A 17893-nucleotide genomic window follows, 5' to 3' on the forward strand; every position below is an offset into this window, starting at 1 on the left:
GGTTCAATATCTTCGCCCCGGACGGGGCCGTCGTTCGTAGCTCGGGGCGGAAGCCCCGAGATGGATGGCAGAAAACGGCCCGTCGGCCCGGATGGGGCCGTCGTGGGGAGAGTTGTGTGGTGCCTCGCTGACGCGTCGGGTTTCCATTTCGACGGCCTTGGAAGGCCATCGTACGGCGAGCACGAGCACGACTAGGAGCTAGGAGCTCCTCGTGACCTAACGTGTCACTCCGGTTGCGATCCTATGTGTGTCGCCGGGAGGTTCACTCGGCGGCGGACCCCCGCAACCGCCTTTTCACGGAAGATCAATCCCATGGCTAAGTTTTACGTTCAGTGTGGTGCCCGCTCTTTGGTCGTCGACGCAATGGATGCCGATGCCGCCGCGATGCACAGCGTCGATCTCGCGATGCAGCCTCATTTGTGGATCTATGACGACGAAGGTTTGACCGATTCCGATCGGCACAGCCACGTGATGCTGGAGGCGTTGATGCACATGGCCACCGAAATTCGTGTCAGTGAACAAGGTTTCGATCGCGTCGATGCAGCCCGCTTTGGCACGCCGGACATGGTTCACCAATGGCACCAAACCATGGTCGGGCTGGCTCGCTTGATGATGGCGGCCGGTTTGGCTTCCCGGCCAATGCGGCAGTTGGCGACCGCCGCGGTGGGAAAGTCCGTTTGCAACATTCCCCCGGAAGCCGATTCCAAACGGTTGCCTCGATGATCGGGCGAGCTCGACAGGCAACAGCAGCCCAATTTGCAGTTTGCAATTGTCAATTTAACTTTTTCAATGCTCGCCCTTCCCTCGTTTCGCTCGCAGTTCCCGAAGGGAAAGGCAATGCCATATCACTTCACCCTCCCTTTGGGAGGGTCGGCCCGCTTCGGGCCGGGGAGGGTTACGCGCTGGAACCGATGCTGAGCCCTCCCCTCGCTTCACTCGACCCTCCCAAAGGGAAGGTGATGATAGATGCCCTGCAATGCAGGGCATCCATCGAGCGGAGTCGATGGGCGACATTGGTGCCGGCTGGGTTCAGCTGGCGGCTCGCTTGGAGTTTTTGCCGCAAGGCGAATTGGCTTGATCGTTCTTGCCGCGTCCTTTACGGAAACGTCCTTCGCGGCAAGCCAGGTCGACCGCATCGTCTAAGACTTGGTTGTAGTAATTCAGCCGAGTTTCGGCGTGATCCAGCGACCCGCCGAAGGAGCGCTCGAGGTCCAGGTAGATCAGTGGTACCGGCAATTCGGTGACATGAAGACCCGCCGCAGCGGCTTCGACCCACAATTGCAGCGGCATCGCGTAGCCATCATCGGTGATCTTCAGCTCTCGCAACCCCTCGGTCCGATAGGCTTTGAAGCCGCAGAAGGCGTCCGTCAGCGAAAAGCCAAGACGTCGATTGATGTCCGCCGTGATCCGACGATTGATGAACATTCTTTCTTGCGGAGGCGCGTCGTCGCCTTCGAATTGCTTCAGGTAACGGCTGCCAGAAACAATGTCTGCGTGGCGTCCGGCCTCGATGAACTCTGGGATTCGGCAGGGTTGATGTTGGCCGTCGCAGTCCAGCGTCACAACACCTTCGTAACCGTTCTCGATTGCGTACGCGAAAACAGATTGCAGGGCCGCGCCATAGCCGCGATTTTTCGGGTGGTGCACCACTGCGACGGATTCCGGCAATCGATTCGCCCAGTCATCCAGTCGCTGGGACGTTCCGTCTGTGCTGCCGTCATTGACCACCAGAATTTGGTCGGCGTGCTGGAGGACGTTTTCGAGGACTTCGTCGACGTATTGGGCTTCGTTGTAGACGGGAAGTGCGGTCAGCCAAGATTTCATCATTCGTTTCTCTTTCGGTTCTTTCGCGTGCACAAGCAGGAAGCTGGCACGGCGTTTCGATGTTCGCGATCCGGTCGCTGGAATGTTGGGCTGGATCGCCGCGGTCAAGCGAGTCGTGATTTCACTCAATCAGAAATCAGTCGCTCAAGCGGAGAGCATCCAATTAAAGCGAAACCGGCACCGTCAAAATGTTGCCGAGTCGCGGTGTTCCGCCAGTCAGCGTTTCAGTCAGGGAAGCCAGATCACGGTGAAGTAAACCCCTGGTGGGAGCTTGCTTTTGCACGCCAGTCCTCGATGTCGTTCCAATTTGACCGCGATTGTGACAGGTTTTCCTTCACATTCCCACGGTTGCAACCGATGTGCCCCGGTGAAGGCCTCACTTCAAAAAACCAAGAAAAAAATCCGAATCGCTTGGGCTAGTTGAGGTTGACGCTGCTGCTGGCCTTCGCCAAACTCCCCCGCTTCGATCGCAACCCAGTCTTTTTTGGGTTCCGTTCGTTTAACAAGTGGGAGATTCTGCCGCCGGGCGTTCTTTCAGCCGATTGTATCAGTTGGCTGGTTTTAGAGAGCTTGGGCCTGCGTGGAATCGCCATACCACCCGACACAAATGAGTCGTGACTAAATGGGAAAGAAATCCAAGCGGTATCGCGCCGCCCTCGAAAAACAGCCCAAGGAAATGCTTCCTTTGGGCAAGGCTGTCGAGGTATTGAAAACATACGACGCCACGAAGTTTGACCAAACGGTCGAAATTCACATGCGTTTGGGCGTGGATCCAAACCAGGCCGACCAAATCATCCGTGGCTCACTTGTCTTGCCTCACGGCATTGGCAAGACCCAACGCGTGGTCGTGTTCGCCAAGGGCGACGCTGCCAAAGCGGCTGAAGAAGCCGGTGCGGATGAAGTTGGCCAAGAAGAATTGGCCAAAAAAATCAAAGATGGCTGGACGGACTTCGACGTCTGCATCGCCGCCCCCGACATGATGGGATTGGTTGGACCTTTGGGCCGAGTACTCGGTCCTCGTGGTTTGATGCCGAGCCCGCGTGCTGGAACCGTGACACCTGACGTCGGTAAAGTCGTCGGTGAGTACAAGGCCGGTAAGGTTGAGTTTCGAAACGACAAGGGTGGCAACGTCCACGCGATGGTCGGCAAGATGAGCTTCGATGCGAACAAGCTCGAAGAAAACATCGCGTCGTTCGTCGACTTTGTGTCGGCAATGAAGCCTCAGTCCATCAAAGGCACGTACATCAAAGGCGTGGCGATCTGTGCGACGATGACACCTAGTGTTCGCGTCGCCACCTAGCTGCACGGGTTGGCCGGATGATTTCGATCGTCAGGCCGTCCCGATCAACCAGCATCATGGCCGAAAGCGTTGGTTTTCAGATTGATGTTGGTGGATCAATGTTTTTTGGTCCAACCCCAAACGATCACATCCAACTGCGGCCAAGGTTTGGCTCTTTCGAGTGAAAAAATCCGATGAGTAAATACGTCAAAGAACTGGTGACTCGCGATCTCAAGCGTCGGCTTGAAGGCGTGGAGGATGCCGTGTTGGTCAATTGCACCGGTATGGATGCGAACACGACCAACGAGCTGCGTGGCGAACTGGGCCAAAAAGACATCCAGATGATGGTTGTCAAAAACTCACTCGCCCGACGCGCCACTGAAGGCACGTCTCTCTTCCCCGCGTTCGAAGGAACGAATGGGCAAGTCGCCGTGCTCTGGGGCTCAAGCGACTTCGTCAGTCTGGTAAAGGAAGCCGTCCGACTGGACAAGGACAAAGAGAAGTTCGAACAGTTCGTCACGACGGGCGGCGTTCTGGACGGTGAAAAGCTGGATCCAGAAGCGGTCAATGCGGTCAGCAAATGGCCAAGCCGTGAAGAACAAATTTCCATGTTGGTCGGTCAGATGCTTGGCCCAGGTGCAACACTCAGTGCTGCAATGCTTGGCCCCGGCAAGACCCTCAACAGCCAGATCAAGTCCAAGGGCGAAGGCGACGAATAGTCGTCTCCGCTCGACCAGCCGGAGCCTTTGTCCTTGCCCCGGCTTTTTCCCTGAACCATTTCCGAATCACCTTTTTCGTTTTTGAGGTAGTTTGACTATGTCCGATGAAGCAACCGCTGTCGCAGAATTCAGCGCAGAAGCAAAAGAACTGGGCGACAAAATCGCCAACATGACCCTGAAGCAAGCCAAAGAATTGAGCGACTACCTCAAGGATGAGCATGGCATTGAGCCTGCCGCCGGCGGTGGCGCTGTGATGATGGCTGGCCCTGGCGGAGACGCTGGTGGTGCTGCTGAAGTGGAGCAAACCGAATTCGACGTTGTCTTGACCGGTTTCGGCGAGAAGAAGCTGAACGTCGTCAAGGTCGTCAAGAACATCACTGGCGCATCTTTGATGGACGCCAAGAAGATGGTCGAAGGCTGCCCAGCAACTCTGAAAGAAGCCGTCTCGAAAGAAGACGCCGAAAAGGTCAAAGCCGAAATCGAAGAAGCTGGCGGCTCGGTCGAACTCAAGTAGTTCGGAGCCGGATTGGTTCGTTCGGAAATCGGTCAAATCAGTCAATGATCGCGAATTCATTCATTTGAGTTCGCGGTCATTTTGCTGCGCGGACGCAAGCTTGTTCGCGGCTTCTGCGGTTCCGAATCGCTTGTCGTTGGTCGCTTTGATTCGCTGCAATGTGTGGTTTGAATCCATCGATTTGCATCACGACCTGCTTTGCTTTAGCTAGACTGGGGATCCGGTTTGCATTGAATGCTGCGCTGCCAATTCGTTGGAAGTCGCCTTCCATGCGATTGCCGTTGATCCACCCATCATGATTCTCTCGCCCCCACCTCTGAGTCGTCAGGAACAGCCCACCATGTTGCCACGTCGTCATTTTTTGCAGTCACTCGCCGCTACCACCGCCGTCGCTGGAATCGCGGGCTCGCGAATGTTGGCTCATGCCCACGAAGGTCATGACCACGATCACGCTCCATTCAAAATTTCGTTGGCTGAATGGTCGCTGCACCGCACGCTTCGCGATGAGTCGGTTGGAATCACTAACTTGGATTTTCCAAAGGTTTCCAAAGAGCAGTTTGGGATCGATGCGATTGAGTACGTCAATCAATTCTTTAAGGACAAAGCTCGCGACGAGAAGTATCTGACGGACCTGAAAGGACGATGCAGCGACAACGGCGTGAAGAGTTTGCTGATCATGGTCGACGGCGAAGGCCGCTTGGGCGATCCAGACGAAGCGGCTCGTGCGAAAGCCGTCGAGAACCATCATCAATGGGTCGATGCGGCGAAGTTCCTCGGTTGCCATTCCATTCGTGTGAATGCTGCTAGCGGCGGATCGTACCTCGAGCAAATTGGTTATGCCGCTGATGGTTTGAGCCAACTCAGCGAGTACGCCGCGAAGCAAGACATCAACGTGATCGTTGAAAACCACGGCGGCTTGAGCAGCAACGGTGCTTGGTTGGCAGTTGTGATGGAACGCGTTGGCATGGACAACTGCGGCACTCTGCCTGACTTCGGCAACTTCTTCATCTCGCGTGGCAAGAATGCGAACGAGTTCGATCGCTATCACGGCGTGCAGGCTTTGATGCCGTACGCAAAAGCGGTCAGTGCGAAGACGCATGACTTCGACGAAGAAGGCAATGAGACGCACACCGACTACTTGAAGATGATGAAGATCGTCACCGAGTTCGGATACAACGGCTACGTTGGCATCGAATATGAAGGTGGTGGTCTGAGCGAAGCCGATGGCATCAAAGCCAGCAAGAAATTGCTCGAACGCGTCCGCGACGAATTGGCGAAGGCCTGAGTTTTGTTCGCAACGATTTGAATACGAGAACCCGGCGTACCGCGTCGGGTTTTTTCATTGGCGGGAAGTGAGAAAGGACCTCAGAGCCGCAGAACCACAGGGGTAGGTCAGGTTCCACCTGGAAATCGTTCTTCGCCGAGCAAGTCCATTCTCTCGAAGGCGTGTTGATTAGTCGCCTCGCTTGGTTCTCAAGCATTGGCTCGACTGCCATGTGGAACATGGCCTACTGTTGAACGATCGGGGGGCCTTGTGAGAGAAAGCATACTAGAATTGCAAATTGCAAAATGGACATTGCAAATCGGTAATTGTCCGGCGGTGATGTTATGCCGCTTGCCGGGACAAAGCACTTTGCCCTTTGCATTGATCAATTTGCACTTTGCAATCGACTCATGATGTAGGCCAGGTTCCACCTGGCGATTGTTCTTCGCCGAGCAAATCTATTCTCTCGAAGGCGTGTTGATTAGACGCCTCGCTTTGTTCCAAAGCATCGGGTTGGGTGCCATGTGAGACATGGCCTACGGTTGTGCGATCAGCTTTTGGCCGGCGTCGAGGCGGTGGCCTCGCTTGAAATCCAAGCCCGACATCTCTTTCTTGCCCGCCGGTTGGAGACGCTCGATGATGACTTGGCCATCACCGCATCCGATGGCCAGCCCATCATGTTCCATCACTCGGCCGACGTTGGCTGGGTCGGCATCGAAGGTGGACGTGGTGACTTCGCGAATTGCGACGCGCAGCGGAGGCTTGTTCTCGTTAACGACCGCGTGGGTGAACGCGACCGGCCAGGGTTGCATGCCTCGCACCAGGCAATCAATTTGGCGGGTGTTGGCGGACCAATCGATTTGAGCTTCGGCCTTGGATAGTCGCGGAGCCTTGGAGACTTTGGCTGGATCTTGTGGCTCGCCCAGTGCACCGTGTTCGTCGAGAGACTCGATCGTGCGAAGCAAAGCGATGGCTTCCAGCGTGGCGTCGACGCCGATTTCTGACAGGCGTGTTTCAAGGTCGCCGGAAGTTTCGTTATCGTGAATTGGCGTGGTGCGGGACGACACGATGGGGCCACCGTCGAGCCGTGGGGTCATGTGGATGACCGACACGCCCGTTTCGCGATCGCCGGACAAGAGGGCTCGTTGCACCGGCGCGGCGCCTCGGTAGGCGGGCAGCAGTGAACCGTGCAGGTTAATTCCGCCCAAACGCGCGGACTGCAGGGCATCGGGTTTGAGGATTTGGCCGTAGTCGCACACGACCAGCAGGTCCGCGTTCAGTTCGACGAGGCTGGCAACGGTTTCCGGATCGTTGACACTGGCCGGGGCGTCCACGGGCAGCCCGTGCGATTCGGCCCATTCGCGAACGGGTTGCGGCGGCGGTCCGCCGCGGCTCTTGATTGGCGGCAAAGGACGCACGAACACGCGAGCGATTTCATCGCCGGTGGAATCCAGTTGTTGCCGGATCGCTTCGAACGATGGCACCGCAAATGGGCCGGTGCCCATCAAGACGTATCGCAGGGAATCAGCCATTCGAGGTGGTCCCGCCGGTGTACATGGCTTCCCATTCGGCTCGTTGTTTTGCCAGGGTGTTTACGTCGGCAATCGATCCGGTGCCTTGCTTGGATTCGTAGTCGGTTTTGAACTCTTCGAGGTGTCCTTCGAGGTCGCGAAGACCTTCTTCGCCGATGCGGTCAAAGAACATGATGCCATCGAGGTGGTCGACTTCGTGCTGGACGACTCGAGCCATGAATCCATCGAGGACCTGGTTGATTTCGTTGCCTTGCAAGTCAAATCCGCGAAGACGAACGGTCTTGGGGCGTTTGACTTGGCCGTACATTCCCGGAACGCTGAGGCAGCCTTCTTGAGCGGTGTCGTTGCCCTTGGGGCGATCGATCTCAGGGTTCAGGATGACCCACGATTCACCTTCGTCACGCTTTCCAGTTGGGTTGGCCACGAACATGCGGATGGGCAAGTCGACTTGGTTGGCGGCGAGCCCGACACCATCGAACTCGTACATCAAGTCGAGCATCTCGTCTGCCATCGACTTCAGTTTGGCATCCACTCGCACGATGGGGCGACTGACGTGTCGGAGTGTCGGATGCGGGAAATGGATGATCGACAACGGCATGATGAAGGCGGCAAAAAGACGAAACGGCGGATGAGTTCAATCAATCCCGCAGCTTATCAAACTTCCGGCGGATCATCACGCTCCCAACAAGCCGCAGCGTGCGGTCGGTCCGGCAATGCGGGCCGATCGGTTCGGCATCGGTCGACCGCGATTGGGCAGCGGTCGGCGAAGGAGCAGCCGGGGTAGAACTTGTCCGGCGAGGGGACTTCGCCCTGCAACACGATTCGTCGACGTTCGGCCGCGATGGTCGGATCGGGGACCGGAACCGCGGACAGGAGGGCTTCTGTATAAGGGTGTTTCGGATCGGCGTAGAGTTCTTCGGCGGAGCCCATTTCTGCGATTCGGCCGAGGTACATCACTCCGACCCGAGTTGCAATGTGGCGGACGACAGCCAAGTCGTGAGCGATGAACAGGTACGCCACACCGAGGCGTTGCTGCAAATCCATCATCAGGTTGATGATTTGTGCTTGAATTGAAACATCCAGTGCGGAGACCGGTTCGTCACAAAGGATCAAATCCGGTTGCACGGCCAAGGCACGAGCGATGCCGATGCGTTGTCGTTGGCCACCGCTGAATTCATGCGGGTAACGATTCAGGAATCGAGGGTTCAGGCCCACCAATTCCATCAGTCGCAACACTTCGAGTTGACGGTCTTTGCCGGACGCGAGTTTGTGAACCGTCAAGGGTTCGCCGATGATGCCGCCAACCGTCATCCGTGGATTCAGGCTCGCAAAGGGATCTTGGAAAACCATTTGAACGCGGCGTCGATATGGCAACATCTCTTTGTCGGACAGTCCCGCGATCGATTTGCCATCGACCAGGACGTCGCCCGATGTTGGATGGACCAAATTGATGATCGCTCGAGCGGTGGTCGATTTCCCGCACCCGGACTCGCCAACCAGACCCAGCGTTTCGCCTTTTGCGATGTCGAACGACACGCCGTCAACGGCGCGGATCAATCCTTGTTCAGGATTGAACAGCGATCCGCGTCGAAAGGGGAAGTGAACCTTCAGGTCGCTAACCCGCAACAGCGGTGGCTCCGCGGTTGTGCTGGCTGATCCTTCCGTCGAAGTGTGGGTGGTTTGGGCCGCGTTCATGTTGGGACCTCCACGTGGCATGCCGCGAGGTGAGGTTGCACAACGGGCAAGTTCGCGGCACCGGTTGGTTCAGCTTTCAATTGAAGCGTAGGATCCTCACGATGGCAAACTGGTTGAACAAAGTCGCATCGGGGAGAAAACGAGCAACCAAGAATGGGTTCGGACATGTCGGGTGGACCGCCGGGGATTGCGAGCAGCTTCTCATGACGATCGGTATCAAATCGTGGCAGTGAACCGAGCAAGCCAAGCGTGTATGGATGTTTGGGGGAGGCGAACAAGTCGTTGACGTCTGCCTTTTCGACGATGCGTCCTGCGTACATCACCATCACGCGGTCCGCGACTCCGGCGACCACGCCCAAGTCGTGAGTGATCAGGACAATCGCCGTGCCTTTGCGTTCTTGCAAATCGGCGAGGAGGTCCATGATTTGGGCTTGGATGGTCACGTCGAGTGCGGTGGTCGGTTCATCCGCGATCAACAGTTCCGGTTCGCAGGACAACGCCATCGCAATCATCACGCGTTGTCGCATCCCGCCACTGAATTGATGTGGGTAATCGCGAAGACGTTTCTCAGGTGATGTGATGCCAACCAAACCCAACATGTCCACCGCGCGCGCGGCCGCTTCTTTCTTCGTGAGGCTCAAGTGCAACCGAGTCATTTCGGTCATTTGCTGCTCGATGGTCATCAAAGGATTCAAAGCTGTCATCGGATCTTGGAAGATCATCGAGACGTGCCGACCGCGAACACTTTGCAGTTCACGGTCACTCATCTTCAGAAGGTCACGACCTTGGAACAGCGCCGTTCCGGAATCGACTTGGCCTGGCGGTTGCGGGATCAATCCCATCATCGCCAGGTTGGTGACGCTCTTTCCGCTGCCTGACTCTCCAACGATGGCTACAGTTTCTCCTTCTCGAACATCAAAAGATATCCCGCGGACGGCTTGGACTTGCCCCTCATCGGTTTTGAAGCTGACCTTGAGATCTGCAACCTGGAGGAGAGGCTGGTTGCCTTCGCGAGGGGCGGCGTTCTCGCGTTCGGCAGTGGGCTTTGAAGAGGTGATGCTGGATCCGTGTGCTTGGTTCATCGGTTTTTCATCTTTGGGTCCAACGCGTCACGCAAACCGTCACCCAAGAAGTTCAAAGCGAACAAAGTCGTGGCCAAAGCGGCACCTGGGAAAATTACCACCCACCAAAAAAGTTTGACGCTCGAAAGGGCTTCCACGCCATCGTTGAGAAGCAGTCCCCACGACACATCTGGTGGGGCGACGCCCAAACCCAAGAATGACAGGAAGGCTTCGAACAGCATCACGGCAGGGATGGTCAGCGTCAGATAGACAATCACAATTCCAAGCACGTTGGGCACCAAATGTCGAAACACAATTCGCATGGGCGAGGCACCAATCGTGCGTGCGGATTCGACAAATTGTTCTTGGCGAAGCGACAGCACTTGGCCGCGAACGACGCGTGACATCGTCAGCCAATAGATCGCGCCGATGATGATGTAGAAGATCATGATTTGGTCGATGCCATAGCTTTCCAGCCACGCCTTCACGCTCTCTTCGCCGAGGAACGTGACCAGATAAATCACCACGAAGATGAATGGAATCGAATACAGCATGTCGACGATCCGCATCATTGCCGCGTCGACCCAGCCGCCGAAGTAACCCGCGATCGCACCGTAGCTGACACCGATCATCAAACTGACCAGCGTTGCCACCAATCCGACCACCAGAGAAACGCGAGCGCCCCAGAACACTCTCGCGAGAAGATCGCGGCCGAGTTTGTCGGTTCCAAAGATCGAAGGCACCGCGTAGTCGCCAAAAATTGCGACGCGAATTTGGACCATCTTGAAAGAGACGCCGCCGAGCTGGTTCCACAGTTGGTTGAAGGGATGCTCGACGCGGATTCGGTCCTGGATTGAATCGAGTTGTTTGGCTCGTTCTGTCAGGTCTTTGATCGCCATTGCCGCTGCGGCTTCTTCGGCAATCTCAGCTTCGAAGAGAGCCAGTTGGCTGGTCAGTTTACCGTCGGCGAACTTCAGTCCATCGCGTGAACCCATGGTGATGGATTCGAGTGAGGGGGCGAGGAATCGGCGGTTGTTGAGGTCTTTGTCCAGCGGGCTCTGCAGCGGCAGCATCGGGGTGAGGAAAGCGACCAGCCCCAAGCCGATCAGGAAGATCAGCGAGAACATGGCGGGGCGGTTGCGGCACAATCGACGCCACGCGTCTTTCCAAAGCGAGACGCCACGAATCTTGCGGGATTCCTCCAGCAACTTCGTGAGTGCTTCTTCGTTCTTGCCTGAATCGGGAAGGTTCATTCCAGTTCGACTCGCGGGTCAATGACAGCGTAGGCCAAGTCAACGATCGTGTTCATCACAAACAGAATCACGGTGTACGTCAGCACCATTCCGGTCGCCAACGTCGTGTCGCGCTGAGTCGCGGCGTAGATGAAGTGACTGCCCATTCCGGGCAAGGCAAAGATCTTTTCCAGCACCAGTGAACCAGTCAAAACGCCCGCGGTGGCCGGACCGAGGTAACTGACCACGGGAAGCAACGCACCGGGCAACACGTGTTTGATGATCACGGTGCGTTTGGGAAGTCCCTTCGCAAACGCGGTGCGAACATGTTCGCGGCTGAGCGATTCCAGCATCCCGGCTCGTGTCAATCTTGCGATGTAAGCGGCGACCGGAAGTCCCAAGCACAGCGCCGGCAGCGCGACTTGTCGAAGCGTTCCCCAGCCCGCGGCCGGGAACAGTGGGATCAAGAACACGAACAGCAGGATCGCGATCGACGCCAGAACAAAGTTGGGGATCGCGATGCCCAGCACCGCGGTGGCCATCATCCCAACATCGGCAACGGTGCCTCGATAAACGGCCGAGATGACTCCGGCGGAGACGCCCAAGATGATTGCAAAGACCAAAGCGAAGATGGCCAGCGAGGCGGACACGGGAAAGCCCTCCGCGATGACTTGGTTGACGCTGTAATCTTCCAGCTTGATCGACCAGCTGAGATCACCGCGACTGAGGATGCCCCACATGTAGTCCCAGTATTGCTGCAATGGCGGTGCATCGAGGTTGTATCGAGCCCGCATCTGTTGCTCGATCGCGGGAGGCATTGCACGCTCGGCACTGAAGGGGCTGCCGGGTGCGGCTCGCATCAACACAAATGAAACGGTGTAAACCGCCCACAATGTGATGGCCATCCAGCCGAGGCGTCGAACAAGGAATCCGAGCAAGTCTTTCATGGCTTGGGTTCCAATCGAATCGTCTGAAACGGGTGCGTGTCCTGCGGCGTCGGGAACAAACCTTTGACGTAGGGTTTGTAGATGTTCCGTCCGGTGTAGTAGTAAATTGGGATCGCGGGCAGCTCATCGGCCCAGATCTCTTCGGCCTCTACCAGCAAATCCATGCGTTTGACTTTGTCGGCTTCGGACGCGGCCTGGGAAAGCAATTCGTCATAGCGAGGGTTGCTCCAAGCCGTGTTGTTTTGTGGGCTTTCGCCGAGGAACAAATCCAAGAACGTATTGGGGTCGGGGTAATCCGCGTTCCATGCCGCTCGCGAAATGTCGTACTTCTGTTGCTGTCGCTTGTCGAGGAAGCTGCCCCATTCCATGTTTTGCAGATCGGCTTTCACGTTCAGGTTGTTTTGCCACTGTTGCTGGATGACTTCCGCGACGGCTCGGTGACTTTCACTGGTGTTGTAGAGAATCGTGAACTTGGGGAATCCACGCCCGCCGGGATAGCCGGCTTCGGTGAGCAACTCTTTGGCTTCTTCGAGTGAGCCGCGATTGCCTTTGACGTGGGTGTAGCCAGCGATACCGGGCGGCACCAATGCGAACGCTGGTTGCTGGCCGGCCTTGGTGACTTCGCGAACGATTTGCTCGCGATCGATCGCCATCGAGAGAGCTTTGCGAACTCGGATGTCGTCCAGTGGCGGACGCTTGGTGTTCAGTTCGTAGTAGTACACCGACAAGTAAGGTGCACCGTGATAGTCGTCTCGTTTGATGAGTTCTTCCATCAAGGTCACCGGTGGATCCGTGACCCAGTCCAGTTCCCCGGTCTCGTACATGTTCAGCGCCGTGTTGTGGCTCTCAACCGAAAGGGCATCGATGGTTTCGATCCCCACGTTTTCGGCGTCGTACCACAGCTCGTCTTTGACCAATCGAACTCGATCACGCAGTTTCCGCAGGCCGACTTTGTAGGGACCGCAAGTGACGATGTTCTCGGGTCGCGTCCACATCGGTTTGCCATGTTCTTCGATGCAGTGGCGTGGCACCGGGAACAGCGGGTAATACGCGGTCAGGTAAGGGAAGTACGGAAGCGGGTCACGAAGGTGGACGATCAAGGTGTGTTCGTCAGGAGCTTCGACGCCACCAAGTTGGTCAAAGGCGACCAGCACATAGTGAGTCCGCTGAGTGTTTTCCTTCGCCAGCGGCGTTTGCAGGTTCTTGGTGAAGGTGGCCGTTTCGGTGACGTCGTCCCACAGGATTTTGTCGCCGTCCGTCCGAGCGAGGTCGACGGTGTAGAGCCATTCGGATTGCCAGTCCGCGATGATTTTCGACTTCTCTTCCTTCGACGCATCCTCCGGAGTGTTCGGCTTCGGTGGTTTGTCCAAAGCCTTCAGCGTTCCGTGAACAATCGTGCCCCGAGGGAACGTCTGAGGTGCCGGTTCGCTATCGATGGTCTCGCCAGGTCGGTCCCACAGTTCAACTTCGACTTTGTCGCCCGGTTGGACTTCGCCGGTCGCGTAAGCCTCCGCGTTCTGGACGCCAAACAATTGAAAGTTGTATTCGCAGGCGGTTTCCGGGTGCAGCATTCGCGTCCATGACCAGACGAAGTCGGCCGTGGTGATCGGCACCCCGTCGCTCCAGGTGACACCGTCCCGCAAGTGGAACGTGTAGGTCAGGTTGTCCGGCGAGACTTCGTAGGACGAGGCGATGCCCGGCTGTGGAGTCATCGGCTGGACGCCGGTTTCCGGATCCGGGCCGCCTTCGGGCAACTCTTCCAGCAACCCGGTGAAGATGTTGAACAGAATCCGACTTTCGGGTTGGCCGGTCGCTCGGTGCGGGTCGAGCGTTTTGGGATCGGTGCCGTTCTGAAAGCTGAAGTCAGCCGGTGGCATCGCATCAAATCGAGACGCCCAGATCAGGGACACCATCACCACGATGGCGGCCAGGATCAAAAACGCTCGACGAAGTTCCAAAGGCATGGCGGCAAATCAGGAGGGAGGGAAACAGGGCGTCGGCATCATGTTTCGTCTGCAATCGATTTTTCTGGTCGTGGACGTCAATCAGCGTAGTGTCCGGCGGAAACCGAACCTTCGCGATGACAACCCATTGAACAAGCTACCGCTGTTCTATCGCAATACCGTCGCCACGGCATTGCACAACCATTCCATTCGTGACTCATTCATTCCAGCGACGTTGATTCGGCCACTGCCCACCAAGTAAACGCCATGTTCGCTCCGCAATTGATCGACCTGCATTGGCGACAAACCGCTGAACGAGAACATTCCTTTTTGATCCAACAGGAATGAGAAGTCTTGATCGACTCCCGTTGCGGCCATTCCGTCGACAAATTGCTTTCGAAGCGAAGCGATCCGAGTTCGCATTTCCGCGAGCTCTTCGTGCCACATTTGAGTCAGGCCTTCGTCGCCCAACACGGTGGCCACGATTGCACCGCCGTGGCGGGGTGGGTTGCTGTAGTTGGCTCGGACGACTCGTTTGAGTTGGCTGAGAGCGGCTTTGGTGGTGTCAGCGGATCCGGACACCAGGCAAGCCGTTCCGACTCGTTCGCTGTACAGCCCAAAGTTCTTGCTGAATGACGAGCACACGATCGCTTCGTTGACGTGCCGCAGAACCGCGCGAACGCCGGCAGCGTCTTCGTCCAGTCCTTCGCCGAAGCCTTGGTAGGCAAAGTCCAGCAGCGGGATCAGTTTCTTTTCCGCCACGACACTGGCAATTTGTTCCCACTGTTCCGGCGTCGGGTCGACTCCGGTCGGGTTGTGGCAACATGCGTGCAGCAGGACCGCGTCTCCGGCTTTGGGTTTGGTCTTCAGGTCTTCGATCAACGCGTCGAAGTTCATCGTCTTTTTGTCGGCACCCAAGTACGAATAGGTTTCGACGGGAAGCCCCGCCGCGGCCATGATCGCGTTGTGGTTGGCCCAAGTTGGAGTCGGCAGAAAGATCCGCAGAGGTCCGCACTGGGTCGCCAAGAATTCGGCCGCCACACGGAGGGCACCCGTTCCGCCCGGAGTCTGAACCGCTGCCACGCGTTCGGCGGGGACCAGGTCAGCGAAAATCAATTGGCGGGCTGCTTCTCGGTAGTCCGGCAGGCCGTCGATCGAGAGGTAACCCTTGGTCGATTCAGTCTCCACCAGCCGTTTTTCGGCTTCTTTGACACATCGAAGCACGGGCGTGGTGCCGGAAGCGTCTTGGTACACGCCCACGGACAAATTCATTTTGGTTTCGCGTTCATCGGCTTTGAACGCTTCGGTCAGTCCCAAAATGGCGTCGGGCGGAGCAACGGAGATGGAGTCGAATCGGTGCACTGGGAAACCGAAATCAGAGGGTGTTGGGTGGGAGCCAGCGTCACGTCGGGCCGGCGGAGCCACGAGAATAACTACCGAGCCCGATTTCGCCTACACGCGAGAAAACGCTTCCCACTCTATGCTACCGCCCATGCTTGTTTCTCCTGAATCCGATCGAGCCAACCGCCGCTGGGCCGTTGGCGTCTCCGTCGCTTTGGCACTGTTGATTGCTGGGCTCGCGTTCGTTCGTCCTTGGGCTCTCGCTGCGCTGCCGCTGGCTTGGGCGGTTCATTGGTGGCTTCGTCGGCAAACCGTGCGTCGACTGAAAGTCATGGCCTCGCCCTTCCCCGACGTTTGGGAAGCCGCTTTGCAAACGCACGTCGTGTACTACCGCATGCTCGGCGAGGATCAACGCGAGGGCTTTCGCAACCGCATGAAGATCTTTCTGGATGAGGTTGCTGTCACGGGCATTCGCACCGACGTCGACGAAACGACGCGAGCACTCGTCGGCGCCAGCGCGGTGATCCCGATCATGGGGCTGGACGACTTTGAGTACTCCGGGTTGGGAGAGGTGCTGATCTACCCAGCATCATTTGGTGCGGATTACCAGACCGAAGGGGAAGGCGACAAGAACACGCTGGGGATGATCGGAGTGAATCATCTGAGCGGCGTGATGATCTTGTCCAAGCCTTCGTTGCTAGCTGGGTTTTCAAACTCAGGCGACAAACGCAACGTCGGCATCCATGAGTTCGCTCACCTGGTCGATAAAGCCGACGGCGAAGTGGATGGGATCCCCGTGTCAGCATCCGCGGAAGTGACCGAGCCCTGGGTGAAGTGGGTGGGGCAAGAACTGCAATCGGAAGGGACGCGTGCGGGCATCGATGACTACGCGTACACAAATGAGGCGGAGTACTTTGCCGTGTTGTCGGAATACTTCTTCGAGAAGCCGGCGCAGCTGCAAGCGAAGAATCCAAAGCTCTATGCGATGCTTCGCAAGATGTACCACCAAGATCCCAAGCGGCTGTTTCGAGGTCGTCGCAAACGCCGCGGGAAGATTCGACGCAACGACCCGTGCCCCTGCGGCAGCGGTGACAAGTTCAAGCATTGTTGCCGCCGCAAAACCATGCAAGGAATGCCGGTCAAGCCGTAGGCCAGGTTCTACCTGGCGATGGTTGCACGCCGGTGAAGGTTGCTCACGCGATGGCGTGTGGATCACGACTCGCTTTGTCCCAAAGCATTGCCGTGGTTGCCATGTGGGACATGGCCTACGAGAGGCGATTGCAAACTGCAAGATGATCAATGCGATTTGCAATCACCCCATTCAACGCTACATCGCGTCCTCTGAAATCGGTTCGCGGCCGCGGGGTGTCATGAGCGCTTGCCAGACACGCATGTCGATCGTTTCAGAGATGAACCGTGTGCCACCATCGGCCATGGAAACATTCACACCTTCGGCATGCGCCGACGATGGGCGAGCCAAGTCGGCGGCGTTGGTTCGACTCATTTGCATGTGCATGGTGAGTTCGTGTTCCCCGTTGATCCGATGAAGCTCGCGGGGCTTCTTTCCATTGCTCCAGTCCACTCCGTGCCAAACCATCGCGTTGGTGAACCGGCTGAGCTCGGGGTAGAAAACATCGTCGGGATGGTTCTCGAAGATCAGATCCTCGTCGTTGACGAATCCCGATCGGTGCCAAGACAACGCGTGAAGCGATTCGGAGAACAAAACTGCATTGCTAGATCCATCGCGAAAATCATCCAGGTGAATTGGTTTCGCGATGGGGACACGAGCCTCTTGGTCGGCTTGTTTCAATCGAGCGGAAAGTTGATTGCCAAAGACTCCGAACTCTTCGGTCATGGACTCGGCGAACGAGACGGTTTTGATCTCCCCAATGGGATGAAAGATCGCATGCTCGCCCGCGACCATGTCTCTTGGCGGGAAGAAGACACCTGCGTTGGCGACGTAGCTGTTGCGACCCTCGTTTTCCGCTAGAGAATGATCGCTTGGGCACTGCATGATCGCCAAGTTCGGTGCCGCAAGCGGGTGAAAGCCTTGCCCGCTGAAACCTGTGGTGGAGCCTTCTGCTCGAGTGAGGATCGGGTAGCGGTCCTCAGTCCAGTGTTCGTACGTCGGTTGTGCATCCAGCCAAGGCAGCAAGGCGACCGCCCAGGGGCCAATCTTTCGATGAGGAGCGAGGTTTTGCGAGCTGCCTTCGTGCCATTCGGCCGTCGGGTCTCGCAACGGAGAGAGCACCGTTTCGGTCTCGGTATCCCAGCCAAAGTGGCCGAACTCCATCACCCATCCCGGCATTTCACCCTTGGTGTTTTCGTACTGGATCGCGGCCAAACTCAGGTTTTTGAGTTGTATCGTGCATTGGTTGCGGCGGCCTCCGCGGCGTGGGCTGTTGACCGCCGGGATCAGCAGTGCCATCAAGATTCCGATGCAGATCACGACCACCACCACTTCCAGTAGCGTCACTCCGGATCGATTGCCTCTCATCGTCGCACCTCGCAGTTCAGGGGGATTCGAACAGCGTCTCAGGTG

The 17893-nt window shown here is 57.1% G+C and carries 16 protein-coding genes; 6 read left to right on the top strand and 10 right to left on the bottom strand.

Features of this window, described 5'->3' with window-relative positions; genetic code table 11:
* The first annotated feature begins 312 nt into the window (after window positions 1-312).
* Window positions 313-723 (top strand): hypothetical protein, encoded by a 411-nt coding sequence (locus tag CEE69_RS24735; RefSeq protein ID WP_233215608.1) that lies wholly within the window; start codon window positions 313-315, stop codon window positions 721-723.
* Between the two features lie 306 nt (window positions 724-1029).
* On the opposite strand, the gene CEE69_RS24740 is transcribed toward CEE69_RS24735, so the two are convergent.
* Entirely contained in the window at window positions 1030-1824 is a 795-nt protein-coding gene (locus tag CEE69_RS24740) for a glycosyltransferase family 2 protein (protein WP_099263330.1), read from the bottom strand.
* 622 nt (window positions 1825-2446) lie between these two features.
* Between CEE69_RS24740 and rplA the strand changes: the two genes are divergently transcribed.
* The 4 genes from rplA (at window position 2447) to CEE69_RS24765 (ending at window position 5621) form a co-directional block, all read left to right on the top strand.
* On the top strand, window positions 2447-3124 hold the full coding sequence (rplA, locus tag CEE69_RS24750) for a 50S ribosomal protein L1 (RefSeq protein WP_099263284.1): 678 nt from the start codon (window positions 2447-2449) through the stop codon (window positions 3122-3124).
* Between the two features lie 173 nt (window positions 3125-3297).
* Complete coding sequence (rplJ, locus tag CEE69_RS24755; RefSeq protein WP_099263285.1) at window positions 3298-3822, top strand: 50S ribosomal protein L10; 525 nt, start codon at window positions 3298-3300, stop codon at window positions 3820-3822.
* Window positions 3823-3919: 97 nt separating this feature from the next.
* Window positions 3920-4336, top strand: coding sequence for a 50S ribosomal protein L7/L12 (rplL, locus tag CEE69_RS24760; protein WP_099263286.1), 417 nt, complete (start codon window positions 3920-3922; stop codon window positions 4334-4336).
* Window positions 4337-4676: 340 nt separating this feature from the next.
* Window positions 4677-5621, top strand: a complete 945-nt coding sequence (locus CEE69_RS24765; RefSeq protein WP_099263331.1) for a sugar phosphate isomerase/epimerase family protein — start codon at window positions 4677-4679, stop codon at window positions 5619-5621.
* 515 nt (window positions 5622-6136) lie between these two features.
* Here the strand turns inward: CEE69_RS24765 and CEE69_RS24770 are convergent.
* The 8 genes from CEE69_RS24770 to CEE69_RS24805 form a co-directional block, all read right to left on the bottom strand.
* Entirely contained in the window at window positions 6137-7132 is a 996-nt protein-coding gene (locus CEE69_RS24770; RefSeq protein WP_099263287.1) for a methionyl-tRNA formyltransferase, read from the bottom strand.
* Complete coding sequence (def, locus tag CEE69_RS24775) at window positions 7125-7730, bottom strand: peptide deformylase (protein ID WP_099263288.1); 606 nt, start codon at window positions 7728-7730, stop codon at window positions 7125-7127. Before def ends, CEE69_RS24770 begins: the two co-directional genes overlap by 8 nt.
* 56 nt (window positions 7731-7786) lie before the next feature.
* The gene (locus tag CEE69_RS24780) at window positions 7787-8827 is read right to left on the bottom strand and encodes an ABC transporter ATP-binding protein (protein WP_099263289.1); all 1041 of its coding nucleotides are present in this window, start codon (window positions 8825-8827) and stop codon (window positions 7787-7789) included.
* Window positions 8824-9909 (bottom strand): ABC transporter ATP-binding protein, encoded by a 1086-nt coding sequence (locus CEE69_RS24785; protein ID WP_233215609.1) that lies wholly within the window; start codon window positions 9907-9909, stop codon window positions 8824-8826. Before CEE69_RS24785 ends, CEE69_RS24780 begins: the two co-directional genes overlap by 4 nt.
* A complete protein-coding gene (locus CEE69_RS24790) occupies window positions 9906-11141 on the bottom strand; it encodes an ABC transporter permease (RefSeq protein ID WP_099263290.1) in 1236 nt (411 codons plus the stop codon). The genes CEE69_RS24785 and CEE69_RS24790 overlap by 4 nt, the downstream gene beginning before the upstream one ends.
* Complete coding sequence (locus CEE69_RS24795) at window positions 11138-12067, bottom strand: ABC transporter permease (RefSeq protein ID WP_099263291.1); 930 nt, start codon at window positions 12065-12067, stop codon at window positions 11138-11140. Before CEE69_RS24795 ends, CEE69_RS24790 begins: the two co-directional genes overlap by 4 nt.
* Window positions 12064-14031, bottom strand: coding sequence for a peptide ABC transporter substrate-binding protein (locus CEE69_RS24800; RefSeq protein WP_099263292.1), 1968 nt, complete (start codon window positions 14029-14031; stop codon window positions 12064-12066). The genes CEE69_RS24795 and CEE69_RS24800 overlap by 4 nt, the downstream gene beginning before the upstream one ends.
* Window positions 14032-14178: 147 nt before the next feature.
* Window positions 14179-15372: an amino acid aminotransferase gene (locus tag CEE69_RS24805; protein WP_099263293.1), complete on the bottom strand. Its 1194-nt coding sequence runs from the start codon at window positions 15370-15372 to the stop codon at window positions 14179-14181.
* Between the two features lie 130 nt (window positions 15373-15502).
* Between CEE69_RS24805 and CEE69_RS24810 the strand changes: the two genes are divergently transcribed.
* The gene (locus CEE69_RS24810; RefSeq protein ID WP_099263333.1) at window positions 15503-16501 is read left to right on the top strand and encodes a zinc-dependent peptidase; all 999 of its coding nucleotides are present in this window, start codon (window positions 15503-15505) and stop codon (window positions 16499-16501) included.
* 177 nt (window positions 16502-16678) lie between these two features.
* On the opposite strand, the gene CEE69_RS24815 is transcribed toward CEE69_RS24810, so the two are convergent.
* Complete coding sequence (locus tag CEE69_RS24815) at window positions 16679-17848, bottom strand: DUF1559 domain-containing protein (RefSeq protein WP_099263294.1); 1170 nt, start codon at window positions 17846-17848, stop codon at window positions 16679-16681.
* Window positions 17849-17893: the final 45 nt, after the last annotated feature.

The sequence above is a fragment of the Rhodopirellula bahusiensis genome (genome assembly GCF_002727185.1).
GTDB classification, from domain to species: domain Bacteria; phylum Planctomycetota; class Planctomycetia; order Pirellulales; family Pirellulaceae; genus Rhodopirellula; species Rhodopirellula bahusiensis.